This is a genomic window from Phocaeicola vulgatus ATCC 8482 (genome assembly GCF_000012825.1).
In the GTDB taxonomy this organism is placed as follows: domain Bacteria; phylum Bacteroidota; class Bacteroidia; order Bacteroidales; family Bacteroidaceae; genus Phocaeicola; species Phocaeicola vulgatus.
Genome location: NC_009614.1, coordinates 2,999,805 through 3,022,946 on the forward strand (window position 1 = coordinate 2,999,805; position 23,142 = coordinate 3,022,946).

Sequence of the window (23,142 nt, forward strand, 5' to 3'; positions counted from 1 at the left end):
AGTTTAACAATTATTTTTCAACACCGAATTTAAAGATACATTGGCTGTGATAGGTCTGTCCCGGTTCCAGAATTACAGAAAGCCATTGTGATTTGTTGGGGCTGTCGGGATAGTGCTGTGTTTCCAGACAAACAGACGCGCGTTGCGGATAAGTAATTCCCTTTTTCCCTTTTACGGTTCCATCCAAAAAGTTGCCTGTATAAACTTGTATTCCCGGTTCATTAGTATATACTTCCAAAGTGATACCACTAGTGGGGCTGGTCAGTTTGGCAGCCAGCTGGTTGATATCGCCTTTCGTGTTAAGTACCCAATTATGGTCGAAGCCGTTACCGAATTTTATTTGTTCGTTTTCAAAGTTAGTCACATCGGGGGCAATGGTTTTAGGAGTATTGAAATCAAACGGAGTTTCTGTTACTGCCATCATTTCTCCAGTGGTCATGAATGTGCTGTCAACGGGAGTGATGCTGTCTGCATTTACATAAAGAATATGGTCGGTGGCCGGATTGGCAGGGTTTCCACTCAAGTTGAAATAAGAGTGGTTGGTCATATTGATAACAGTCTTTTTGTCAGTTGTCGCTTCGTAATTTATGTCGATGGCATTGTCTCTTGTCAGTGCATAAGTAACAGTAGCGGTTACATTTCCCGGAAAATTGGCATCTCCATCCGGTGACTTCATAGTCAGTGTCATAGTACTGTCGTTTAATTGGTTTGCTTCATAAACTTGGTATTGCCATCCTTTAGGACCTCCATGCAGGCAGTGACCAAAATTATTTTGGGGTAATTGAATGGTTTCTCCATCCATTACGATGACTCCTTTATTAATGCGGTTGGCATAGCGTCCGATAGAAGCACCGAAGTCGCTTGGTATATTTTGGTAGTCAGCAATGCTGTCAAAACCCAGCACTACGTCTTTTAGATTTCCATTTTTGTCGGGGACCATGATAGATACAATACGTCCGCCAAAATTAGTTACGCATACTTCCATTCCGGCTGCATTCTTTAGCGTATACAGTTTAACAGGTTTTACGCCATCCACTATTGTTTCATAATTAGTGGGGTTTAATCCGGACTTTGTAAGTGTTTCTTGAGATTGTTTGGGAGCGCAAGCACTTAACAAGGTCAGTGCGATACCAGTTCCCAGAAAGGTTTTTTTCATGCTTTTCATGATATAAAAGTACTAATTAGTAATAGAGTATATGATTTTTGGTGTAAAAGTAACACTATTACTAATACATTGGATATGAAAAGAGTATGTTGTGCAACATAAAAGTGTATTTCCTACACTTTTATAGCATAAAGAAGAAAAAACCGCTTTGAATCCAAAGCGGTTTTTTCATATGTTAGCGAATTTGAGATCTTTTTTATACCAGCTTGCGAGAACCGTCACTGATGACTACATCGTAAACTTTGGGACTTCTTCCGAACTTCTCTTTGAATCTTTCTTTGGCAGTGGTGATGAATGTTTCGTATAGTTCATTTTTAACCAGGTTGATTGTACATCCACCGAAACCTCCACCCATGACACGTGAACCGGTGACACCGCAGTCGAAAGCAACATCATTCAAGAAGTCAAGTTCTTCACAGCTTACTTCATACAATTTACTCATGCCATAGTGAGTTTCATACATCTTCTGTCCTACGGTTTCGTAATCACCTCTTTCCAAAGCATCGCAAACATCAAGTACACGTTGGATTTCTTCAATGACGTATTCTGCACGCATATAGTCTTCTTCACTGATCTCGGCTTTTGCTTCCTGCAACATTTCCATTGTACAATCACGTAAAAATTCTACATGAGGATGTTTTTTCTGGATGGCGGCTACAGCAGCTTCGCAGCTTTGGCGACGTTTATTATAAGCAGAAGAAGCCAATTCGTGTTTGACTACCGAGTCAACCAATACCAATCGGTAACCTTCCGGTTTGAACGGGAAGTATTGATATTCCAATGAACGACAGTCCAAACGGATCAAACTACCTTCTTTTCCGAATACAGATGCAAATTGATCCATAATACCGCAATTTACACCACAATAATTATGTTCTGTTGCCTGACCTACCTTGGCTAATTCAAATTTATCTATTTTGTTGTCACCGAAAAGTTCGTTGATAGCGAAAGCATACGTACTTTCCAATGCAGCAGATGAAGACATACCTGCACCCAAAGGTACGTCACCCGCAAAAGCAGTGTCAAAACCTTTCACATCTACACCACGTTTGATCATTTCACGGCAAACGCCGAAAATATATCTTGCCCAACTGGCTTTAGGGGCATCTTCTTCGTTCAAGCCGAATTCTACATAGTCTTTTAGATCAATAGAATAAGCACGTACCTTATCAGTACCATTAGGTTTGATTTCAGCAATCATACCTTTATCTACTGCTCCGGGAAAGACAAAACCACCGTTATAATCGGTATGTTCTCCAATAAGGTTAATACGTCCGGGTGATGCATATACTGAACCTGTTGTGCCATCAAAATGTTTGATGAAGCGACTTCTTACGTATTCTATATCCATGATATTAATAGTTTAAAGTTAATACTATATGTTTTTATAATTATTCTACAGGAATGTCTTTGTTTACGTTCTTGCATCCTACCAAACCATAGAACAACAGATAAGCAAGCAAAGCGATAATTAACCAATAGCTGGCCATATATCCCACAGCGTCAGAAATGAATTGCTGCAATAATGGGAAAATACCGCCACCGACAACCATCATCATAAAAATACCTGAAGCTTGTGCGGTATATTTGCCTAAACCTTCTACAGCGAGGTTGAAGATACCTCCCCACATAATGGACGTACATAAACCACAAAGTACCAAAAATAGGGCACTGACAGGTACAGAGGCCATTTCGAATCCATTTTCTACACTATATCCCGGCATAGAGACAGTGATTTCTTTTGGAGTGAAGATTGCGATTAATATAAAACAGATAGCTGTTGCGGAAACAACAATCAATTGTGTGCGTGTAGCTACTTTACCGCTGATGACACTACTTGCAGAACGTCCCACTAACATGAGCAACCAATAGATGGCAGCAATAGCACCACCGATAGCGGCACCGTTGGCAAGCAGGCCCGCACCTTTTTCCGTTGGGTCGGCAAGATAGAAATTTAATGTGCCTGGAATACCGATTTCAATACCTACATACACAAAGATACCGATTACACCTAATACAGTATGGCGGAAATTCCAAGGGCTATGAGAGAATTTCTCTTTTTCATGACCTGCTTTTCTTAGATGAGGCTCTGGAATGGCGATGAATGAAAGAGCGATAAACGCTGATACGAATACACCCATTGCGATGAAAAGCAGAGGAGCTACATCTGACATAGCTGTTTGAGGGGTAACAGAACCAATCAAGGCACCTACGAAAAGCGGAGTCAAAGTACCTGACAATGAGTTTAGAGCACCACCGGCTTGGATTAATTGGTTACCTTTGTTACCACCACCACCTAAAAGATTTAGCATCGGGTTAACTACTGTGTTCAGCATACATACACAAAAACCACAGACGAAAGCACCAAGCAGGTAGATGATAAAATTCATTTTAATGGCATATTCTCCTAAATTGAATACGTCTATATCTGCACCGAACAAACTGGAAATATATTGGATAAACAAACCGATGAAACCTACTGCCATGGCAATGAGGGCTGTTTTTTTATATCCGATTTTTACAAGCATATTACCTGAAGGAATCCCCATAAACAGATATGCGAGGAAATTCATCATATTTCCCATCATACCCAAGGTATTGGCACCTGCATATTGGTTTTTCCATATTGTGCCGAAAGGCGCAGCAAGATTAGTAACGAAGGAAATCATCGCGAAAAGGAAGAACATTGTAATGATAGCGATGATATTACCGTTCTGTTTTTGTTGATTCATGGTTTTGAAAAAATTATAAGTTTATTAATTAGGTTATTTCATAAAATTATTTTTCTACACCGAATTTGTAGATGGTTACTTGATTGTAAGTTTCCCCCGGATGTAGAACACAAGAAGGGAAATGGCCTTTATTGGGCGTATCAGGAAAATGTTGTGCTTCAAAACAGATGGCACTTCTTGCTGGGAAAGTTGCTCCATGAGCACCTTCGAAACCATTGTGCCAGTTTGAAGTATAAACTTGTACACCGGGCTCTGTAGTGTATACTTCCATGCTACGACCGCTTTCGGGATCCACACATTTTGCTGCAAAACTCAGTGTGCCTGCTTCACGTTTGTTTAATACATAGCAGTGGTCATAGCCGGCACCGAATTCTAGCTGTTCGAATGGGTCATTGATTCTACTGTCTACTCTTTGAGGAGTACGAAAGTCCATAGGAGTACCTTCTACTTTGGCAATTTCGCCTGTAGGGATGGATACATTATCTATCGGAGTATAAAAATCAGCATTAATGGTTACGATGTTGTTATCAACGGTTGCCGTAGGATTGGCAATGCCTGATAGGCTGAAAAAACCGTGGTGAGTAAGATTTACCAATGTTGTTTTGTCTGTTGTAGCGTGGTAAGTAATGATGAATTCATTTTGATTACTTAAAGTGTACGTTACGTGAATATCCAAATTTCCCGGAAATCCTTCTTCGCCATCAGCAGATAAATAATGCAATTTCAAGCTTTGGGGAGTTTCCTGTTCTGCATCCCAAATGCGGGTATGAAATCCGGTAGGACCGCCATGCAGCGAGTTGGGACCATTGTTGATAGTCAGTGAATATTCTTTCCCTTCTAAAATGAATTTGCCTCCTGCTATACGGTTTCCGTAACGACCGATAAGAGTACTGAGGAAAGGTTCGTGGCTATTGATAACATGGGTTATACTATCATGTCCTTGAATGACATTGGCATATTTACCGTTTTTGTCCGGAACCATAATAGCTAATACTGCTCCACCATAGTTGGTGACAGCTATTTCAGCTCCGTTTTCATTTTTCAGAATGAAGAGGTCTGTTTGTTTCCCGTTCACTGTTGTCTGAAAATCGGCCCGTTTCAGGCCGCATAAATTCTCATCGGAAGTAGATGTGTTTATCATGTTATTGAAAATCTTTTTATTTTATGTATAAAACTAATGCAAATAAAAAGATTTTCTTCGGTATTCCCAAACTTTTTCTATAAAAGTGAACGGACTAAACGTGAAATTTTAATAAATCCGCAACGATAAAGCTGCTTCCTCCAACAAAAATAAAGTCATTTTTGTTAGCCTTTTCTTTAGCGGCTGTTACAGCTGTTTCTACATCAGGATAAGTATCTCCGTGCAGCCCGGATTGCATCGCTAAGCTTTGTAATTCTTTTTCGGATAAAGCACGCTTTACGCTGGCTTTGGTAAAATAATAGGTGGCATTTTTAGGAAGCATGGACAATACTCCACTGATATCCTTGTCGTTTACCATACCTATTACAATGTGTAATCGTTCATATTTCTGATGTTCTAATTGTTCTATGATATACGAAATACCTCCTACATTATGTCCTGTATCGCATATTAAAGTCGGTTCACTTTCTAATTTTTGCCATCTTCCCATCAGGCCGGTGAGTTCACATACTTGTGAGAATCCTTTGCGTATATTGCTTTCGGTAAGTTGATAACCTGCTTGTTTTAATAGGCGGATGGCAGATAAAAGTGTATTGGTGTTTTTAAGTTGGCAAAGCCCTTCCAGTTCGCCTTCCAGATTGAGGTAGTCGGTTGTTTGATATATTCGTTTACCTTTTTCATTTATGCTGGAGGAGTGTAATAACTGTTCTTCTTCTGCAAAGTAGATAGGAGCGTTTACTTCTTTAGCACGGGTTGTAAATATAGGTTTGGTTTCGGGTGTGGTTTCACCGATAACTACCGGGGTCTTTTCTTTGATGATTCCGGCCTTCTCTGTGGCTATTTTGGCTAATGTGTTACCTAAGAATTGTATATGGTCGAAACTGATATTGGTTATGACACATAGATCCGGACAGATGATGTTTGTACAATCTATTCGTCCTCCCAGACCGACTTCTATAATGGCTACATCTACTTGGCTTTGGGCAAAATAGTGGAAAGCCATTGCAGTAGTCAGTTCAAAGAAAGAAGGATGCAGAGGTTCAAAAAAGGCACGGTGTTTTTCTACAAAGTCTATGACATATTCTTTGGATACAGGAATTCCGTTGACGCGGATTCGTTCACGGAAATCTATCAGATGTGGAGAAGTGTAAAGTCCTGTCTTGTATCCGGCTGATTGTAAAATGGCGGCTAAAGTATGTGAACAAGAGCCTTTTCCATTGGTCCCGGCTATATGAATGGTTCGGAATTGGCGATGGGGATGGTTGAAATACTTGTCTAAAAGATAAGTGTTTTCTAACCCTGCCTTGTATGCATCTTTTCCTATATGTTGGAATAATGGGGCACTATTATATAAATAATCCAATGTTTCTTCGTAATTCATGGCAAATGTTTTTATTTACCGCAAAGTGTCACAAAAGAATGCCCGGCAGATATAAAACCTGGTATTCTTTCTGTGACACTTTGTAGTATAAAAATTAATCGAAGAAGTTTTTGAACTTCTTGAATATTTTTTCTTTAATGCTTGTATTCGGTTTGAAGTTATCCGATTCTTGCATTTTCTCTAGTGCTTGTTTTTCATCTTTATTCAACGTTTCTGGAATATATACGCTTACATTGACTAATAAATCACCTGTACCGTTACTGTAACCATAACTATTGACATTGGGCAATCCTTTACCTCTTAGGCGTAAGACCTTACCTGGTTGGGTGCCTGGTTCAATTTTTACTTTTACTTTGCTATCAATAGTTGGTATTTCTACAGTGCCTCCTAAAGCAGCAGTCGGAACGCTTAGTAACAGATTGTAAATCAAATCATTTTCATCGCGTATTAGGTCTGGATGGGATTCTTCTTCTATGACAACAAGCAAATCACCGGGAACACCGTTATGTTTGCCCGCATTTCCTTTCCCATTGACAGAAAGTTGCATTCCTTCAGCCACACCGGCAGGAATTTTCACTTCCACGACTTCTTCTCCGTATACAATACCTTCTCCTGCACAAGCTTTACATTTGTTCTTAATTATTTTCCCTTCTCCGTTACATTGTGGACATACGCTTTGTGATTGCACCATTCCAAAAATGCTTTGTTGGGTGCGGGTGATACTTCCTGTTCCATGACAAGTGGGACACGTTTCCGTTCCTCCTTCTCCTTCGGCTCCTGAACCATGGCAATGGTCACATGTTACGTACTTTTTCAGTTTGAATTTCTTTTCTACTCCCGTAGAAATCTCTTTTAAGTTCAGTTTTACTTTTACACGGAGGTCTGAACCACGGAACTTGCGTTGTGCGGAACGTCCGCCACCACCGAAACCTCCAAAGCCTCCGAAACCTCCTCCATGTCCACCGAAGATGTCACCGAACATAGAGAAAATATCATCCATGGACATACCTTGTCCGAATCCTTCAAAACCTCCACCGGCAGCTCCACTCATTCCTGCATGTCCGAATTGGTCGTAACGGGCGCGTTTATCCGGGTTGCTCAACACATCATAAGCTTCGGCAGCTTCCTTGAATTTTTCTTCCGCTTCTTTATCTCCCGGATTCTTGTCCGGATGATATTGTATTGCTTTTTTGCGGTATGCTTTTTTTATAACATCAAGGGTGGCTGTTTTGTCCACCTCCAGAACTTCGTAATAGTCTCTTTTTGCCATGTCGTTTTATGATACTGTTTTATTGAGCCACAACTACTTTGGCGTGGCGTATTACTTTGTCATTCAGCTTATAACCGGTTTGTACACAGTCCAATATTTTTCCTTTCTTCTCTTCGGAAGGAGCTGGAACTAATGCAATTGCTTCGTGATAATCGGTATCAAAGTTCTCACCGTCAGTCTCTATTTTCTGAAGTCCTTCCTGGTTCAATACTTTCAGGAATTTGTTGTAGATCAACTCAATTCCTTCACGCATTGCTTTTACATCATCCGAAGTTTCTGAAGTCTTTACTGCACGCTCCAAGTCATCCAAAATAGGAAGAATGGCAGTAATGGCCTTTTCTCCACCATTTTTAATCAATTCGGCCTTCTCTTTCATGGTGCGTTTACGGTAATTGTCAAATTCGGCTGAAAGACGCAGGTATTTGTCATGCTGCTCTTCTATTGTTTTCTGAGCTTCCGCCAATTCCTTGTTCACCTTCTCTTCAGCGTTCAGTTCTTCTGTTGCTTCTTTCTGAGTTTCTTCATCAATGGCAGCTTCTGCCGCTTCCTGATTTTTCAAAACTTCCTCGTCTTGAGGTTGGTTCTTCTCTGTTGGGTTCATATTCTTATTAAACTTTTTGTTTTTCTTATTTTTACTCATAACAGTCAGGTCTTTTAGGTTAATTTACTGCTAACAAATTTCGTGCCTAGTTGTTTTCTTAGAGTAATAATTTTGCAAAAGTACGGAATTTCTGCCACACTGGCATACTTTTCTGAATTAAAATGCCTACCTTTGCAATTCCAAAATAGAATAATTATATAAATAAGGTATATTAGGATGATTACAGTTTCGAACTTGGCCATTCAATTTGGTAAAAGAGTGTTGTATAATGACGTAAATATGAAGTTCACCAATGGTAATATTTACGGGGTTATCGGTGCGAACGGCGCCGGAAAATCTACTTTCTTGAAAGCAATTTCAGGTGAGCTGGAACCGACTAAGGGCTCAGTGGTATTAGGACCGGGCGAACGTCTGTCTGTATTGAGCCAGGATCACTTTAAGTGGGATGAATATACAGTCATGGATACGGTTATGATGGGACATACTGTGTTGTGGAACATTATGAAACAGCGTGAAGAACTGTATGCGAAAACTGATTTTACAGATGAAGATGGCTTGAAAGTTTCTGAATTGGAAGAGAAGTTTGCCGAACTGGATGGTTGGAATGCCGAGAGTGATGCTGCTTCTTTGTTGAGCGGATTGGGCATAAAGGAAGACAAGCACTATATGTTGATGGGGGAACTGAGCGGTAAGGAAAAGGTGCGTGTCATGTTGGCGCAGGCACTTTACGGTAATCCTGATAACTTGTTGTTGGATGAACCTACCAATGATTTGGATATGGATACGGTGACTTGGTTGGAGGAATATCTTTCTAATTTCGAGCACACGGTGTTGGTGGTAAGTCATGACCGTCACTTTTTGGACTCTGTTTGTACTCATACTGTAGATATTGATTTCGGTAAAGTGAATATGTTTGCCGGTAACTATAGCTTCTGGTATGAATCAAGTCAGTTGGCACTTCGCCAGCAGCAGAACCAGAAGGCTAAAGCTGAAGAGAAGAAGAAAGAGTTGGAAGAATTTATCCGTCGTTTTAGTGCCAATGTGGCTAAGAGCAAGCAGACAACCAGCCGAAAGAAGATGTTGGAAAAACTGAATGTAGATGAAATTAAGCCGTCGTCCCGTAAATATCCCGGTATCATCTTTACTCCGGATCGTGAACCGGGCAATCAGATTTTGGAAGTATCCGGCTTGCGTGCGGAAACTGAAGACGGTATGGTATTGTTCAATGATGTGAATTTTAATGTAGAAAAAGGAGATAAGATTGTCTTTTTGAGCCGTGATCCGCGTGCCATGACTGCTTTTTTTGAAATAATCAATGGAAATCGTACTCCGCAGGCTGGTAAATTCGCGTGGGGCGTTACTATTACTACGGCTTATTTGCCTTTGGATAATACGGATTTCTTTGAAAGTGATTTGAATTTGGTAGATTGGCTGAGCCAGTTTGGCGAAGGTAACGAAGTCTATATGAAAGGTTTCTTGGGGCGTATGTTGTTTTCCGGAGAGGAAGTATTGAAGAAAGTGAATGTGCTTTCCGGAGGTGAGAAGATGCGTTGTATGATTGCCCGTATGCAGTTGCGTAATGCGAACTGTCTGATTTTGGATACTCCAACCAACCATTTGGACTTGGAATCAATTCAGGCTTTCAATAATAATCTGAAGACTTATAAGGGAAATGTGCTGTTCTCTTCCCACGACCACGAATTTATTGAAACGGTGGCGAACCGTATTATTGAATTGACCCCGAATGGTATCATTGACAAGATGATGGAATACGATGAATACATCACTTCTGATCATATTAAAGAAATGCGTGCGCGTATGTATGGAGATAATTAAATTATAAATATGAGCTGAAAAAGAAAGAGTCATTGGGAGCCATTGTTCCTGTGGCTCTTTTTTTATGGTTTAGCCGCAATTCTCATTCTGTATGAACCATAATGAGTTCAAAAAATCTATGATAATGGACGATAATCCATGTCGTTATATTAGAATTAGGATTATTTTTGTGTCCATTAAAAACATGAAATGATACTTATGAAAAACTTAATTTTGATTTTGATTTTTGCAGCTGTTGGCTTGAATACGATGGCTTCCAATCCTGTACATGTGATTATAACTGCCGGACAGTCTAATACCGATGGACGAACTCCTAATGAAGATTTGCCGGCATATATTAAAGCATTGGCTACGGATACACTGACGTATGCCGAAGGTGCCTACCGTTATTGTCAGATAGCTCAGAATGACGGAAAGGGAGAATTTATTCCTTTCTGGCCTCGTGCCAAACGTAGCGGAAAAAATAATATGTGGGCTTTTGATGCAGTGACATATTATTGGTTGGAGCAGTTGTTGCAGGAGAAATTTTATGTGGTGAAATGGGCTGTTGGCGGAACTTCCATAGCACCTGATTATAATGCTTCCAAGGGACGTTTTTGGTCTGCGGCGCCTGAATGGCTGGCACAGGCTAAGCCAACTTCTGATGGAGGAAACTCCTTGTTGCTTTCTTTCATTCAAGAGATAGACATGTGTATAGACAAGACTCTTTCCCGCCTGAAGGATGGCTATCAGATAGATGCATTTCTTTGGCATCAGGGGGAAAGTGATTATGCTAAAAGTAAAGATTATTACCGTAACTTGAAGACAATGGTGGCTTATGTGCGTATGCATCTGACAGAAAAAACCGGAAAGGATTATTCTCGTTTGCCTTTTATTTTTGGTACTGTTGCCCGAAGTAATAAATATTTCAGCAGAGAAGTGGAGAATGCGATGAAGCAATTGGCTGCTGAAGATCCGAACATGCACCTGATAGATATGTCAGGCGCGGAATTGTTAAATGACAGACTTCATTTCACGGCTCATTCGGCAGAGTATTTGGGACAACAGGTATATAAGCAGTTGGAACAAATTATTAAAGGAGTTACCGTCAGGACTGATGAATTGAAAGGAAAACGTTTGGGAATTATTGGAGATAGTTATGTGAAGAATCATAAGGAACCTGTTAAGAATACCTGGCATTATAAATTTGCCGAGAAACATGGTATGGAATATTTAAATTATGGCAAGAACGGCAGCAGCATTGCTTATAGTAGCCCGCGTTGGGGGGAAGCGATGTATGTAAGATATAAGGAAATGCCGGATGATTTGGATTATGTTATTGTTGTGGGTGGGCACAATGATGGTTTTAAATTGGATTCAATTGGCGGTATTGATGTATTTAAAGAGAGGCTGGCAATGCTGTGTGAAGGGCTTATTGAAAAGTATCCCACAGCTAAGATTTTTTTCTTTACCCGATGGAACTGTAAAAATTTTGCAGGAAGTGATGCTGAGAAAGTGGTGGATGCTATGATTGAGGTTTGTGGAAATTATAGTATTCCTATTTTTGACAGCGCCCGAAAAGGAGGAATTTATGCAAGTAATGATCATTTTAGAAAAATATATTTTCAGAACAGCAAGAATAATACAGATACTGCACATTTGAATGAAAAAGGTCATGAACGTTTCTTGAAAGTGGCTGAGAGTTTTATATTGCAATACTGAATAATGTAAATGTAATGGATTATTTTTAAAATGTGATGACGCAGAAATAATCCATTTACAATTTTCTTACAGTTCGGAGAAAAAAGTAAGGTATTTTCTCTCCGCTAGGGAAAGTAATTCTCTTTTGATCTTTGTATTTTTCTTGAACCAGTTCATTTCTATATGTGTTGTTTGTTTTTGTATGACTTTATTCCAATTTCCAACTATTTGCCCGTTGTACAGAATAACCGGACGGAATATCCCGAAAGAATTGAATGCTTTGTGTTGGTATTCTTTGTTCAATACATCAGTACGGTCTTTGTAGCTGATTAGGTATTCATCGTATGAAGGAAGAATATGCAATATGTCGGTTGTTTTTTCTTCTTTATAAGACTGATGAACATATAATTTTTGTGCTAGGAAACGGTCAGTAAGCAATTCTTGTTCAATGGCGGCTATACCTTGTCTAGCTTCCGTTACCGAAAGTCCGGACCACCATACAAAGTCTTTCAGACTGGCAGGAGAGTGGCTTCTAAAATACTTGCGTGCCAAGATAGCTAGCGCCTCTTCTTTATGTAATTCTTGTATTGGAGGAACACGCTCATCCAAAAGTGCGAAGGTGATTTTATTATTTTTATCTGCTCCGCTGCAAATAAGTCCTTCAGCTTCAGCGTGAATCAGGAAACGGTTGGATAATCTTTCATTGGTTTCCAGCCCTCCTTCTTTAAATATGTTGTCAATTTCTTGCTTGGTCAGATGATTGTGTCCTGCTAGTGCCTTTTCCAATAATCGGTTTGCTTTGTTGTAAATGTCAACTGAAATGTCTTGTCCTCTGGACTTGGCAAAAGAGTCATTGGCAGTAATGATGCGTCGGGATGAAAGCTTCAGCATCCAGCGTATATCTTCTGCAGCTACATAATGCCAAGTAGGACGCATGACATGAATGCGCAATATATCTCCTTTTGCCAGTGCCTCATTGACTGTTTGCAGATTTCCTGCCTTTAGCCGGATACCAATAGCCCATTTGGACATGGTGTAATCTTGCGCTTGAATGCCTCCCATCCATGATACAAGATCTTTCGGATTATTGAAAACCGGATTTATTAACTGTTGGCTGTGCAGACGGATGGTAGGTATCATTTCAGATAATTTCCATCAAACGATAAAGGTAAAAGTCCGCTTACGTTTTCTAATATATAAATATCAGTCTTACTATAAAGCAGTATCCGCATAGGTTTTCCATATCGTTTTTCAGTTTCTAATAATACTTGCCGACAGGCTCCGCAAGGAGGAATAGGTGTGTCAAGAAAACCATTTTCTGTGCGGGCAGCAATGGCGAGTGTTTTTACTGCTTGATCCGGATATTGAGAATTGGCATAAAACAAAGTGGTACGTTCTGCACAAAGACCAGATGGGTAGGCTGCATTTTCTTGATTGGTTCCGGTAATGACGATATCATTTTCCAACAGTGCGGCGGCTCCAACAGCAAAATGTGAGTAAGGAGCATAGCTTCTTTTCGTTGCTTCACACGCGGCGTCTATCAGTTTGCGGTCCTTCTCTGTTAGTTCGTCATAATGGCAAGCCTCTATGTTTATTTCCAGTTTGATTTGTTTCATGATACGTTCCTCTTTGTTTTCTTGCAAATGTAATGTTTTGTTTTTAATCTCCCAATGTTTCTTTTCTAAAATCTGGTTTTAAATTTATTTGTTTTCTTATTGCTTGTCAGAGTTGAATGTGAGAAGAATAATATAGTTACCGATAAAAAAAGGAGAAAGTTGCAACTTTTTTTTTATTTGTGCGTCTAATGAATATATAATTAAAAAAGAGAAAGATTATGTTAGCAACAACAACACCTACTATCGAAGGAAAACGTATAACCAAATATTATGGCATTGTAACAGGTGAAACTATTATCGGTGCTAATCTGTTTCGTGATTTTTTTGCTAGTATTCGTGACATTGTAGGCGGTCGTTCCGGTTCTTATGAAGAAGTACTTCGACAGGCTAAAGATACTGCGTTACGAGAAATGCAGGATCAGGCTGCTTTATTGGGAGCTAATGCTGTAGTTGGGGTGGATTTGGATTATGAAACTGTGGGGGACAGCGGTAGTATGCTGATGGTAACCGCAAGCGGCACAGCTGTCAGAATAGAAGATTGAGGTAAAGCAGATGTGCCTGTTGCAATATTTTTTAGGTTTATTGCAACAGGTACGTTTGCTTTTACTGTATTAGGGTATTCCTAATATCTCTTTGGCCTTGTTTTTACTTGAAATGAAATCTAGTGAGTTGACAATATTATCGTAATTTGTTGTGTCAGCTATATGGTCTTTCAGTACTTGTAACATTTTTAACTTGTCATTATCAAAAGTATAAAGTGACATAAGTTTAAGGCATTGTGCGCAACTTAATTTTTTATTTATAATGGCTTTTTCCAGAGTTGAATCTTTGAATACGGAATTTTTTGTTTCATTGTATATCTTTTCAAATTCGTTATCGTCTATTGAACCAACGGTATCGAGGGATATTTTGCTGGAATATAGGTCTCCTACTGAAGTCTCTTTAGCTATTTCATTGTAGGAATCCATGCTTGTTACCTTTCCGTTTCGAAATTCGATAATTAGAAATTTGCAAGACGTTGCAATTCCTCCGCTCTGATATTCCCATTGTTCCAAAGAACCATCGAAACGTCGGAAATCGGGTTTTCCAAGAAGTTGGCCTATTTCTTCTGTTGTCATTCCCTGCTGTACTTTCCATGCTTTCTGTTTGATACTTCCTGTGGTATGACAGCTGACAAGTGTTATACTGATAACAAGCAATAATAGTTGTTTGAATTTTCTCATATATTTATGTTTTTGTGTGTTGTTTAGGTTGAATTACCATTGGTTAGTGATTCCCAATATTTTACGTGCATCATCTTGTTTAAATAAAGAATCCAGTGTCTTGATGATTTCTTTTCCATTTTCACGGTCTACAATGCGGTTGGAAATCATTCTTAATACTTTCATTTTTTCATCGTCCCATGTAAATATGGACATGAGTCGGGCAGTTTGTTTACAGGTGAAGTAGTTGTTTACAACTCCTACAGATAATAATTCCATTTGGTCGTCCTTAAATGCTTTGTTTTTTACTTTTTTATAGAGGTTTTCAAAATCATGTGGATTCATGGCTTTGTGTTTTGGTCTGTGCGGGCCAGAATGATCAGGGTGGTTGGGTGGAACTACCGTAATGATTTCATTTGGCGGACACACTGCAACTGGAGGCGGAGTAATGTTGGACTCAAAAGAATCCATGTTTGTTACCATTCCGTCTACAAAATCGATAATAATTACCGTGTTTGCAGCTGTGGACATATTGGTCTTGGTATATTCCCATTGTTCCGAGCCGTTGTCGAATCTACGGAAATCGGGTTTCCCAAGTAAATGGCTGACTTCTTCTTGGGACATCCCTCTCTGTACTTTCATAATAGTGCTACTAGTAGTCAAACTGCAACTGATGACTAAAGTACAAATGGTTAACGCTAATAATGTTTGTTTCAATCTTCTCATTTTTTTGTTTTTTTGTTTGTAACAAAGATAAGTTGGGAAAAGGTATATTCTTCTATCTTTTTCCCTATTTATTTTTAGGGATTTCCCTATTGTTTATATGGTAATTCTTCTAAGAACTGAAATTTATTGATAGGAAGATTGAGTTTGAATTCTTTAAATTCATATTCCGGAAGATTGGTTGTATTTTTCTCTTGTAGGAAATGTGATTGATTATTTTAACTTCATCTATAATTAATGTAAAAACTTCATTTTCACTTTTAACTTCTTGTTCTCGGGTGGTTCTAACCTATAAACTTTTGACGAATAGATGATAAACGAAGATAAAATTAGGGAAGTATGGGCTTCCAACCCGGAACGGGGATTTAAATTGTTGATAGATTTTTTTCAACAGCCCATATATTGGCATATCCGGAGATTGGTTGTATCACATGAGGATGCAGAGGATATTCTGCAGGAAGTCTTTATTCGCGTCTTTCGCCATCTTCCTCAGTTTAGGGAGGAAAGTTCATTGGGGACATGGATTTACCGGATAGCGACCAATGAGTGTCTCCGTTTTCTGAATATGCGTAAGGAACAAGCTGTTTCGGCGGAAGAAGTTCAGGAAGAGTTAATGAATAAGTTGATGGCGTCAGATTATGTGGATTATGAGAACGAAATGGCGGTGAAATTTCAGCAGGCTATTTTGATGCTTCCTGAAAAGCAGCGGGTAGTTTTCAATCTTCGTTATTATGATGAACTGGAATATGAGGAAATTAGCAGGATTACGGACACGAAAGTGGATACGTTGAAAGTGAATTATCATTATGCAAAAGAGAAGATAAAAGAGTACATGATAAATAATTAAAGACAGGATGGAAAAGGAGTTTGATTTTAAGAATATTGGGAAGCGGATGCCTTATCGTACCCCTGATGGCTTTTTCGGAAAAATGCAGAAGCAAGTATTGGAGCGTACACAGGCTGAGAGGTTTAATAGGCAGCATAGAATAAAATTGATTATTGGGGCTGCTTTAGCTATTGCGGCTGTCATGTTGGGAGTTCTTTTCTTTCCGATATCCCAACCTGTGGCAGAGGAGTTGCCTTCTCCTTCACTTATTGTTTCTACGGATTTAGACTCTTCTTATTCAGATACTTTGGATCGTTATATAGAATCTATGTCTGATGAGGAATTAGCAGGATGGGTGGAATTATCTGAAAATGATATATTTATAAATTGATTAATCACTAAAAACAAAAAAATGATGAGAACAAAATTTTTTTTAATGATGTTGGCAGCCATTGTTATGGGAAGTCAGGTAACACTTTTTGCACAAGAAAAGAAAGGAGCTAAATCTGAAAGAAGGCAGTTTAATAAAGAGCAGATGCTGGAAATACAGTGCAATCAAATTATAAAAGGATTGGCATTGGATGACGCAACGACTGCTAAATTTATTCCGGTGTATAAACAATACATGGAAGAAATGCGGGCTACTCGTCATATGGGAGCCTGTCGAAATATTGCAAATAGAACGGCTGCAGATAAACAGACCCCCAAACCGCTTCCTACAGATGCTGAAGTGGAGCAGGCTATCAAGGCACGTTTCGCGCAGAGTAGAAAGATACTGGATGTTCGTGAGAAGTATTATAATGAGTTCCGGAAATTTCTTTCTCCTAAACAAATTCAGAAAATGTATAATATGGAGAAACACAATGGCGATAAATTCCGTAAAGAGATGAGAAAAAGACAAGGAATGAAAAAACAGCATGATGGGAGAAGACATATGCCACAGGGCGATGTGAAGAAATAAATATGGATGAAAATGTAAAAATTGTGCTTTCATTGTCTTTATAGCTTTATTCTTTTAGTGGCTGCTGTTTATGGTAGCCACTATTTTGTTTTCTCAGTGGAAGTATATATTTTTGTGAAGCTAATAGTAGCTATTTAACTAATAAAAACAATACGATGAAAGTAAAGAAATTAAGTGGTAAAGTTCAAGATGCACAACAAATACCGACCTTGTTTGATAATGAGAACATTACGTATCATCCTATTGATATAGTGAACTGGAAAGAATATCCTTATCAACCTCAAGTCTCTTTTCGTATAGCCTATACAAATGATGCTATATTAGTCCATTATAAAGTAGTAGAAGACAGTGTTCGTGCCAAATACGGTGAAGATAACGGTAGTGTTTGGACAGATTCCTGTGTGGAATTTTTCTCTATTCCTGCGGGAGATGGCATTTATTATAATTTGGAATGTAACTGTATCGCTACGATTCTTTTAGCAGCAGGTTCGGAGCGTAATAATCGTGAAATGGCTCCTTCTGAAATAACGGATCAGGTGAAGCGTTGGGCTAGCTTGGGCAGAGAAACTTTTGAAGAAAAGATAGGAGAATGTACTTGGGAGGTGGCTTTGCTGATTCCGTATAAGGTATTTTTTAAGCATGCCATTACCGGGCTGGATGGAATGAGCATACGGGCTAATTTTTATAAATGTGGAGATGAATTGCAAAAGCCTCATTTCTTATCATGGAATCCTATTAAAATAGAGAAGCCGGATTTTCATCGTCCGGATTTCTTTGGACTTTTGGAATTCGAATGAAATTCGTAATTAATTTAAAAAGATTGCATACAGCCGGATAAAAATGGTAAGTTTGCAACTATATATAGCGGAAAAAGTATAGTCGCGATTTTGAAACAGTTTTATATGATGAAACATACGTTGAAATTTATATTAATCGGGTTGTTTTGTTGTCTATGTAATTTTACAGTGCAAGCGCAAACCCGTAACCGGCAGTATGAGGAATATATTCATAAGTATAAAGATCTCGCTATCGATGAGATGAAACGGTATCGTATTCCTGCCAGCATCACTTTGGCTCAAGGATTATTGGAATCAGGAGCGGGAAAAAGTACACTGGCTCGTAAATCCAATAATCATTTCGGTATAAAATGTGGTGGTGACTGGACTGGTCGTACTGTACGGCATGATGATGATGCCCGTAATGAATGTTTTCGTGCCTATAAGCACCCTCGTGATTCATATGAAGATCATTCTAAATTTTTAAAAGGACGTTCACGTTATGCATCTCTTTTTAAATTAAAAATCACCGATTATAAAGGATGGGCGCATGGGCTGAAGAAAGCGGGATATGCTACTGACCCTCGCTATGCATATCGTTTAATTGATATCATTGAATTATATGAATTACATAAGTATGATACCAAGGATGGTATAAAGTGGATGAAGGAATTCCCAAACCCGCATCAGCCTTATTTGGCTAATGATTTACTCTATATTGTGGTACGTCCGGGGGATACATTTAAAAAACTTTCTAAAGAATTTGATATCAGTCAACGCAAGTTGAGGAAATACAATGATCTTTATAAGGGATATGTATTGAAGCCAGGAGATATTATTTATTTGGATAAAAAGCATCGTCGTGCGGATAAGGAACACATAGTTCATGTTGTCCGTGGGGGAGAATCTATGTATTCCATTTCCCAAAAATATGGTATTCGTCTGAAAAATTTATATAAGATGAATAAGATGAAACCGGAAGACCCTTCTCCTAAAGTAGGTGATATATTGCGTTTGCGTTAATCATTATTGTACGGTAACTGATGTTTAAAAGCGTACAGGGTGTCCGATATCGGACACCCTGTACGCTTTATTTGTTGTTGATTATCAATAAGTTGTTTCCTTGGCACGGATGTTGTTTATTCTTTAGCACAAAAATGATAATAATAAAATTACAATAAGTTATGGACAGAGAAATTCCTAAAGAAGTGCGTGATAAGGAGCGCAAAAAGAAGTTCATTAAATATGGTGCAATAGGTGTGGCGGCAGTGGTATGTATAGCTGTATTGATTTCGTTTATGCGAAGCAGCGTCAATAGGAAAGATTTGGTGTTTTCAGAAGTGGACAATGGAACTATTGAAGTAAGTGTCAGTGCTTCCGGTAAGGTTGTTCCGGCTTTTGAAGAGATTATCAACTCACCTATTAATACTCGTATCGTGGAAGTTTACCGTAAGGGAGGAGACAGTGTGGATGTAGGTACGCCGATTTTGAAACTTGATTTGCAGAGTACGGAAACCGAATACAAGAAATTACTGGATGAAGAACAGATGAAACGTTATCAGTTAGAGCAGTTGAAAGTGAATAATAATACGTATCTGAGTGATTTATCGATGCAAGTGAAAATTTCCGCCATGAAATTGAACCGTATGGAGGTGGAACTTCGTAACGAACGTTATTTGGATAGTTTGGGCTCTGGAACAACGGACAAGGTTCGTCAGGCTGAACTGAACTTTAATACCGGAAAATTGGAATTGGAACAGCTCCGTCAGCAATACGCGAATGAATCGAAAGTAAAAGAGGCTGATTTGAAAGTGAAGGAGTTGGAATTCAATATTTTCTCAAAGAGTCTTGCTGAAATGAAACGTACATTGGATGACGCTCAAATTCGTTCACCGCGTAAAGCGATTCTTACCTATATAAATAATCAGGTAGGTGCGCAGGTAGCGGAAGGCAGCCAGGTAGCTATCATTTCTGATTTGAGCCATTTTAAAGTGGAAGGTGAAATAGCCGATACATACGGTGACCGTGTGGCAGCAGGTGGACGTGCCATAGTCAAGATTGGCAATGAGAAACTGGAAGGAACGGTAAGTAGTGTGACACCGTTGAGTAAGAATGGGGTGATTTCGTTTATTGTACAATTGAATGAAGATAATAACAAGCGATTGCGTTCCGGCTTGAAGACAGATGTGTATGTCATGAATGCCGTGAAGGAAGGAGTCTTAAGATTGGCGAATGCTTCTTATTATGTGGGCCGGGGTGAATACGAATTATTTGTCCAGGACAGTAAGGATGAAATCGTGAAGCGTAAAGTTCAGTTGGGCGACAGCAACTTTGAATATGTGGAAGTCGTATCGGGGCTGAAGCCGGGTGACAAGGTAGTTGTCAGTGATATGAGCAGCTATAAAAACAAGAATAAGTTGAAGTTGAAATGAGAGCAGCTATGACATAAACAACAAGATAAAACTTTCTCTCTTAAATTAAAGTAGCGGGAAACCGGGTGGAAGGGAGGCATATTCCCTTCTGCTCGCCCCGGATACTGATGATAATTCGTTCTCATTATGATAAAATATTATTGGAAGCAGGCCTGGGAGCTGCTGAAACAGCATAAACTGTTCAGTGTGCTTTATATAACAGGTGCGGGATTGGCTATTGCCATGACTATGGTTGTTTTTGTGGCACATTATATAAGAGTGGCACCTGTTTATCCGGAGACAAACCGTGCTGAGACGTGGGTTTTGAAGTCTGTTACGGTGCAACGGGTGAAAACCCGTGGAAGTGGCAGTTGGCAAAGCTCTCACCAATTGGTACGTGACTGGTGGTATCCCATGCAGGAGGCCGAGCAGGTTTCTGCTGTATATAACTCGTGGGAATTGGATGACTACATTCAACGTGAGAACTTGGGTTCGGAACTGAATGTGAAAGTGAAATATACCGATCCTGCTTTTTTCCGTATCTTTCAATTCTCTTTTTTAGCTGGGAAGCCATTCTCGCAGGCCGATTTTGAGAGTGGTATCATGAATGCAGTGGTAGGGGAGGACTTGGCACGTCGTCTGTTCGGCACCACAGAGGTGGTTGGCAAGACTTTCAGCTTGAATTATACGGACTGTCGCATTGTGGGAGTTGTGAAAGATGCAAGTTTCCTGACAAGAGACTCCTTTGCACAATTATATCTGCCTTATACTACAGTGGCAGGCTATGATAAGGATTCTAAAAGTGATGCCGGTATGTTGGGACCCTATACGGTTTATTTCAAAGTGAAGGATGATGCCATGGGAGCGGCTTTGGAGGCGGCCATGCATGAAATGGTCCGTAAATATAATACTTCACAGGAAGAGAATAAATTGGTTTTATCAGGTCCGGATGTTTATTGGAAAAGTGTCTATCGGCGTGGAAATGTTCCTTTGGACTGGTGGGAGCTGATACGTCTTTGGGGAGGGCTTGTTTTGATTTTCTTATTGGTGCCTGCTCTTAATTTATGTGCGATGATCAGTACGCGCATGGAAAACCGTCTTCCGGAAATGGGTATCTGTAAAGCCTTCGGTGCCGACCGCGGACGTTTGCTTCGTCAGATATTGATCGAGAATTTGATATTGACCTGTTTGGGGGGGCTGCTGGGCTTATGTTGGGTCTGGACGATATTGATAGCCGGACGTAATTGGGTGTTTACTTTGTTTGAGCGTTACGGAAATTCCGCTCCTGAAGGAGTAGATACAATCGTCAGTTTTGATATGCTGTTCTCTCCATGGATTTTCTGTGCAGGTTTTATCGTTTGTCTTTTGCTGAATTTATTCTCTGCATTATGGCCGGCGTGGAAGGCACTGGGTAAGGATATCGTTTATTCATTGAATCAGAAGAAATAAAAGGAGGGGGATGCGATGCTACATTTGATAGGTAAGAATTTATGGGCACGCCGATACCGCAATGGCTGGTTGTTGGCAGAGTTGATCATTGTATCTATGGTGATATGGGTACTGACTGACCCGATTGTGGTGACTACCCACGACAGGGGGCTGCCTACCGGTATCACAGAGGAAGGAATGTACAGACTGAATCTTGCTGCTGTCTCTTCCAAATCAGCGCGTTTTGAAGCAGGGGAAGACACTCCGGAGGCACGTGCTGCCAATGTACGACGGATTCTTTCGCGCATTCGCGACTATGAAGATGTGCGGTATGCAACTTTGCAGTTTAGAGACGTCGGTCCGTTTTGTTCCAGTTCATGGAGCCGTTCGTTAAATACGGACTCTTTACATTATTATCCCTATATGGTGATGTTCTTTGAGCCTCAGAGCCAGTTTTTCAGCACATTTGGATTTGAGGAAGTGGAAGGGCAGACTAACGAAGAACTGGACCGTATGCCTTTTGAAAATAAAGAAGTCGTTATGACCGTAGATCCTGTACCGGGAGTCGTTTCATTGGGCTATCGCTATGTTGATTTTAAAACGGATACCTTGAACTGGATTATAAAAGCAACCATCGGTAAACTACGTATGCGCAATGGCATGCAGCCGCAGAATGTATTGGCCGAGCCTCAACAGTTGGAAAAATTCGAAATACCGGAAGAGGTATGTATCGTTTTCCGTACTAAACCGGCTATAAACGAAACGCAATTTATGCAGCATTTCAGACCATGGGCGGAGAAAGAGTTGCGTGTGGGTAATCTATATATGCGTAGTGTGAAGAGTTATCATGAAGTAATAGCGGACAATGATGAAGAGAATACGGTGAATTATACTTATCGTGTGAATTTACTGATGGGAGGATTCTTCCTGATCAGTTTATGTTTAGGAGTTTCCGGTACCTTTTGGATGCAGACACGCAACCGTCGGGAGGAAGTGGGTATCATGAAAAGTTTCGGTGCCCGGTCTGTCTATATCATCCGTATGTTGCTGGGCGAAGGGATAGTGCTTTCTACGCTGGCTACTTTGACCGGTTGTCTTATTTATTTGCAATATGCCTTGAAAGAAGGGCTTTATACCAATATGTGGAATGAACAGGAAATACTTCCCATTTATTGGGTGAATAGATTCCCGCTTCATTTTTTAGGAGTGTCACTGATTGTATGGATTATCTTGCTGATTGTGGTCAGTATAGGCATTTATATTCCTGCACGCAGCATCAGCCGCATAACTCCGGTGGATGCATTGCGGGATGAGTAGGATTAAGATTTAAAAAAAATGATAAACGGCTGTAAACCGGTCTGTTTATAGGTGTATGGATTTTGAGATAACTAGT

At 39.7% G+C, this 23,142-nt stretch carries 22 protein-coding genes; 11 read left to right on the forward strand and 11 right to left on the reverse strand.

The window, feature by feature from the left end; genetic code table 11:
• Window positions 1–10: 10 nt before the first annotated feature.
• The 7 genes from BVU_RS11690 to grpE all read right to left on the reverse strand — a co-directional run bounded on the left by BVU_RS11690 (window position 11) and on the right by grpE (window position 8,329).
• A complete protein-coding gene (locus BVU_RS11690) occupies window positions 11–1,165 on the reverse strand; it encodes an aldose epimerase family protein (RefSeq protein ID WP_011965561.1) in 1,155 nt (384 codons plus the stop codon).
• Between the two features lie 196 nt (window positions 1,166–1,361).
• Complete coding sequence (galK, locus tag BVU_RS11695; RefSeq protein ID WP_005846201.1) at window positions 1,362–2,516, reverse strand: galactokinase; 1,155 nt, start codon at window positions 2,514–2,516, stop codon at window positions 1,362–1,364.
• A 40-nt stretch (window positions 2,517–2,556) separates the two neighbouring features.
• Window positions 2,557–3,897 carry an MFS transporter gene (locus BVU_RS11700; RefSeq protein ID WP_005846203.1) on the reverse strand — a complete coding sequence of 447 codons (1,341 nt, stop codon included), beginning with the start codon at window positions 3,895–3,897 and terminating at the stop codon, window positions 2,557–2,559.
• A gap of 46 nt (window positions 3,898–3,943) precedes the next feature.
• A complete protein-coding gene (locus BVU_RS11705) occupies window positions 3,944–5,038 on the reverse strand; it encodes an aldose epimerase family protein (RefSeq protein WP_005846205.1) in 1,095 nt (364 codons plus the stop codon).
• 94 nt (window positions 5,039–5,132) lie between these two features.
• On the reverse strand, window positions 5,133–6,419 hold the full coding sequence (locus BVU_RS11710; protein ID WP_011965562.1) for a bifunctional folylpolyglutamate synthase/dihydrofolate synthase: 1,287 nt from the start codon (window positions 6,417–6,419) through the stop codon (window positions 5,133–5,135).
• Between the two features lie 94 nt (window positions 6,420–6,513).
• Entirely contained in the window at window positions 6,514–7,689 is a 1,176-nt protein-coding gene (gene dnaJ, locus BVU_RS11715; protein ID WP_005846209.1) for a molecular chaperone DnaJ, read from the reverse strand.
• Between the two features lie 19 nt (window positions 7,690–7,708).
• Entirely contained in the window at window positions 7,709–8,329 is a 621-nt protein-coding gene (gene grpE, locus BVU_RS11720) for a nucleotide exchange factor GrpE (protein ID WP_005846211.1), read from the reverse strand.
• Between the two features lie 177 nt (window positions 8,330–8,506).
• On the opposite strand from grpE, the gene BVU_RS11725 reads away from it, so the two are divergent.
• Both BVU_RS11725 and BVU_RS11730 read left to right on the forward strand, forming a co-directional pair.
• Entirely contained in the window at window positions 8,507–10,126 is a 1,620-nt protein-coding gene (locus BVU_RS11725; RefSeq protein WP_005846213.1) for an ABC-F family ATP-binding cassette domain-containing protein, read from the forward strand.
• Window positions 10,127–10,315: 189 nt separating this feature from the next.
• The gene (locus BVU_RS11730; protein ID WP_005846214.1) at window positions 10,316–11,827 is read left to right on the forward strand and encodes an SGNH/GDSL hydrolase family protein; all 1,512 of its coding nucleotides are present in this window, start codon (window positions 10,316–10,318) and stop codon (window positions 11,825–11,827) included.
• Between the two features lie 66 nt (window positions 11,828–11,893).
• Here BVU_RS11730 and BVU_RS11735 read toward each other — a convergent pair whose 3' ends face one another.
• Both BVU_RS11735 and BVU_RS11740 read right to left on the reverse strand, forming a co-directional pair.
• Window positions 11,894–12,946: a winged helix DNA-binding domain-containing protein gene (locus tag BVU_RS11735; protein WP_005846216.1), complete on the reverse strand. Its 1,053-nt coding sequence runs from the start codon at window positions 12,944–12,946 to the stop codon at window positions 11,894–11,896.
• Window positions 12,943–13,422, reverse strand: a complete 480-nt coding sequence (locus BVU_RS11740; protein WP_008781946.1) for a cytidine deaminase — start codon at window positions 13,420–13,422, stop codon at window positions 12,943–12,945. The genes BVU_RS11735 and BVU_RS11740 overlap by 4 nt, the downstream gene beginning before the upstream one ends.
• A gap of 218 nt (window positions 13,423–13,640) precedes the next feature.
• On the opposite strand from BVU_RS11740, the gene BVU_RS11745 reads away from it, so the two are divergent.
• Complete coding sequence (locus BVU_RS11745) at window positions 13,641–13,964, forward strand: heavy metal-binding domain-containing protein (RefSeq protein ID WP_005846220.1); 324 nt, start codon at window positions 13,641–13,643, stop codon at window positions 13,962–13,964.
• A 69-nt stretch (window positions 13,965–14,033) separates the two neighbouring features.
• Here the strand turns inward: BVU_RS11745 and BVU_RS11750 are convergent, their stop codons facing one another.
• Together BVU_RS11750 and BVU_RS11755 are read right to left on the reverse strand one after the other, a co-directional pair.
• Window positions 14,034–14,645, reverse strand: a complete 612-nt coding sequence (locus BVU_RS11750) for a DUF4476 domain-containing protein (protein ID WP_005846222.1) — start codon at window positions 14,643–14,645, stop codon at window positions 14,034–14,036.
• 33 nt (window positions 14,646–14,678) lie between these two features.
• On the reverse strand, window positions 14,679–15,350 hold the full coding sequence (locus BVU_RS11755; protein ID WP_011965564.1) for a DUF4476 domain-containing protein: 672 nt from the start codon (window positions 15,348–15,350) through the stop codon (window positions 14,679–14,681).
• Between the two features lie 307 nt (window positions 15,351–15,657).
• Between BVU_RS11755 and BVU_RS11760 the strand changes: the two genes are divergently transcribed.
• From BVU_RS11760 to BVU_RS11795, 8 genes are all read left to right on the forward strand, one after another.
• Entirely contained in the window at window positions 15,658–16,194 is a 537-nt protein-coding gene (locus BVU_RS11760; protein WP_005846226.1) for an RNA polymerase sigma factor, read from the forward strand.
• A 7-nt stretch (window positions 16,195–16,201) separates the two neighbouring features.
• Window positions 16,202–16,564 (forward strand): hypothetical protein, encoded by a 363-nt coding sequence (locus BVU_RS11765; RefSeq protein WP_005846227.1) that lies wholly within the window; start codon window positions 16,202–16,204, stop codon window positions 16,562–16,564.
• 21 nt (window positions 16,565–16,585) lie between these two features.
• Window positions 16,586–17,134 (forward strand): hypothetical protein, encoded by a 549-nt coding sequence (locus BVU_RS11770; RefSeq protein WP_005846229.1) that lies wholly within the window; start codon window positions 16,586–16,588, stop codon window positions 17,132–17,134.
• A 155-nt stretch (window positions 17,135–17,289) separates the two neighbouring features.
• On the forward strand, window positions 17,290–17,931 hold the full coding sequence (locus BVU_RS11775) for a carbohydrate-binding family 9-like protein (protein ID WP_005846231.1): 642 nt from the start codon (window positions 17,290–17,292) through the stop codon (window positions 17,929–17,931).
• A gap of 105 nt (window positions 17,932–18,036) precedes the next feature.
• Window positions 18,037–18,933, forward strand: coding sequence for a glucosaminidase domain-containing protein (locus BVU_RS11780; RefSeq protein WP_005846232.1), 897 nt, complete (start codon window positions 18,037–18,039; stop codon window positions 18,931–18,933).
• Between the two features lie 161 nt (window positions 18,934–19,094).
• A complete protein-coding gene (locus BVU_RS11785) occupies window positions 19,095–20,342 on the forward strand; it encodes an efflux RND transporter periplasmic adaptor subunit (RefSeq protein ID WP_005846234.1) in 1,248 nt (415 codons plus the stop codon).
• A 126-nt stretch (window positions 20,343–20,468) separates the two neighbouring features.
• Window positions 20,469–21,770 (forward strand): ABC transporter permease, encoded by a 1,302-nt coding sequence (locus BVU_RS11790; RefSeq protein ID WP_005846236.1) that lies wholly within the window; start codon window positions 20,469–20,471, stop codon window positions 21,768–21,770.
• 15 nt (window positions 21,771–21,785) lie between these two features.
• Window positions 21,786–23,066, forward strand: a complete 1,281-nt coding sequence (locus BVU_RS11795; RefSeq protein WP_011965566.1) for an ABC transporter permease — start codon at window positions 21,786–21,788, stop codon at window positions 23,064–23,066.
• Window positions 23,067–23,142: the final 76 nt, after the last annotated feature.

What these genes read in the sequence shown, in the direction of transcription:
- BVU_RS11690 (WP_011965561.1), bottom strand. Translation starts at nt 1,165, where the DNA reads ATGAAAAGCATGAAAAAAACCTTTCTGGGAACTGGTATCGCACTGACC.
- galK (WP_005846201.1), bottom strand. Translation starts at nt 2,516, where the DNA reads ATGGATATAGAATACGTAAGAAGTCGCTTCATCAAACATTTTGATGGC.
- BVU_RS11700 (WP_005846203.1), bottom strand. Translation starts at nt 3,897, where the DNA reads ATGAATCAACAAAAACAGAACGGTAATATCATCGCTATCATTACAATG.
- BVU_RS11705 (WP_005846205.1), bottom strand. Translation starts at nt 5,038, where the DNA reads ATGATAAACACATCTACTTCCGATGAGAATTTATGCGGCCTGAAACGG.
- BVU_RS11710 (WP_011965562.1), bottom strand. Translation starts at nt 6,419, where the DNA reads ATGAATTACGAAGAAACATTGGATTATTTATATAATAGTGCCCCATTA.
- dnaJ (WP_005846209.1), bottom strand. Translation starts at nt 7,689, where the DNA reads ATGGCAAAAAGAGACTATTACGAAGTTCTGGAGGTGGACAAAACAGCC.
- grpE (WP_005846211.1), bottom strand. Translation starts at nt 8,329, where the DNA reads ATGAGTAAAAATAAGAAAAACAAAAAGTTTAATAAGAATATGAACCCA.
- BVU_RS11725 (WP_005846213.1), top strand. Translation starts at nt 8,507, where the DNA reads ATGATTACAGTTTCGAACTTGGCCATTCAATTTGGTAAAAGAGTGTTG.
- BVU_RS11730 (WP_005846214.1), top strand. Translation starts at nt 10,316, where the DNA reads ATGATACTTATGAAAAACTTAATTTTGATTTTGATTTTTGCAGCTGTT.
- BVU_RS11735 (WP_005846216.1), bottom strand. Translation starts at nt 12,946, where the DNA reads ATGATACCTACCATCCGTCTGCACAGCCAACAGTTAATAAATCCGGTT.
- BVU_RS11740 (WP_008781946.1), bottom strand. Translation starts at nt 13,422, where the DNA reads ATGAAACAAATCAAACTGGAAATAAACATAGAGGCTTGCCATTATGAC.
- BVU_RS11745 (WP_005846220.1), top strand. Translation starts at nt 13,641, where the DNA reads ATGTTAGCAACAACAACACCTACTATCGAAGGAAAACGTATAACCAAA.
- BVU_RS11750 (WP_005846222.1), bottom strand. Translation starts at nt 14,645, where the DNA reads ATGAGAAAATTCAAACAACTATTATTGCTTGTTATCAGTATAACACTT.
- BVU_RS11755 (WP_011965564.1), bottom strand. Translation starts at nt 15,350, where the DNA reads ATGAGAAGATTGAAACAAACATTATTAGCGTTAACCATTTGTACTTTA.
- BVU_RS11760 (WP_005846226.1), top strand. Translation starts at nt 15,658, where the DNA reads ATGATAAACGAAGATAAAATTAGGGAAGTATGGGCTTCCAACCCGGAA.
- BVU_RS11765 (WP_005846227.1), top strand. Translation starts at nt 16,202, where the DNA reads ATGGAAAAGGAGTTTGATTTTAAGAATATTGGGAAGCGGATGCCTTAT.
- BVU_RS11770 (WP_005846229.1), top strand. Translation starts at nt 16,586, where the DNA reads ATGATGAGAACAAAATTTTTTTTAATGATGTTGGCAGCCATTGTTATG.
- BVU_RS11775 (WP_005846231.1), top strand. Translation starts at nt 17,290, where the DNA reads ATGAAAGTAAAGAAATTAAGTGGTAAAGTTCAAGATGCACAACAAATA.
- BVU_RS11780 (WP_005846232.1), top strand. Translation starts at nt 18,037, where the DNA reads ATGATGAAACATACGTTGAAATTTATATTAATCGGGTTGTTTTGTTGT.
- BVU_RS11785 (WP_005846234.1), top strand. Translation starts at nt 19,095, where the DNA reads ATGGACAGAGAAATTCCTAAAGAAGTGCGTGATAAGGAGCGCAAAAAG.
- BVU_RS11790 (WP_005846236.1), top strand. Translation starts at nt 20,469, where the DNA reads ATGATAAAATATTATTGGAAGCAGGCCTGGGAGCTGCTGAAACAGCAT.
- BVU_RS11795 (WP_011965566.1), top strand. Translation starts at nt 21,786, where the DNA reads ATGCTACATTTGATAGGTAAGAATTTATGGGCACGCCGATACCGCAAT.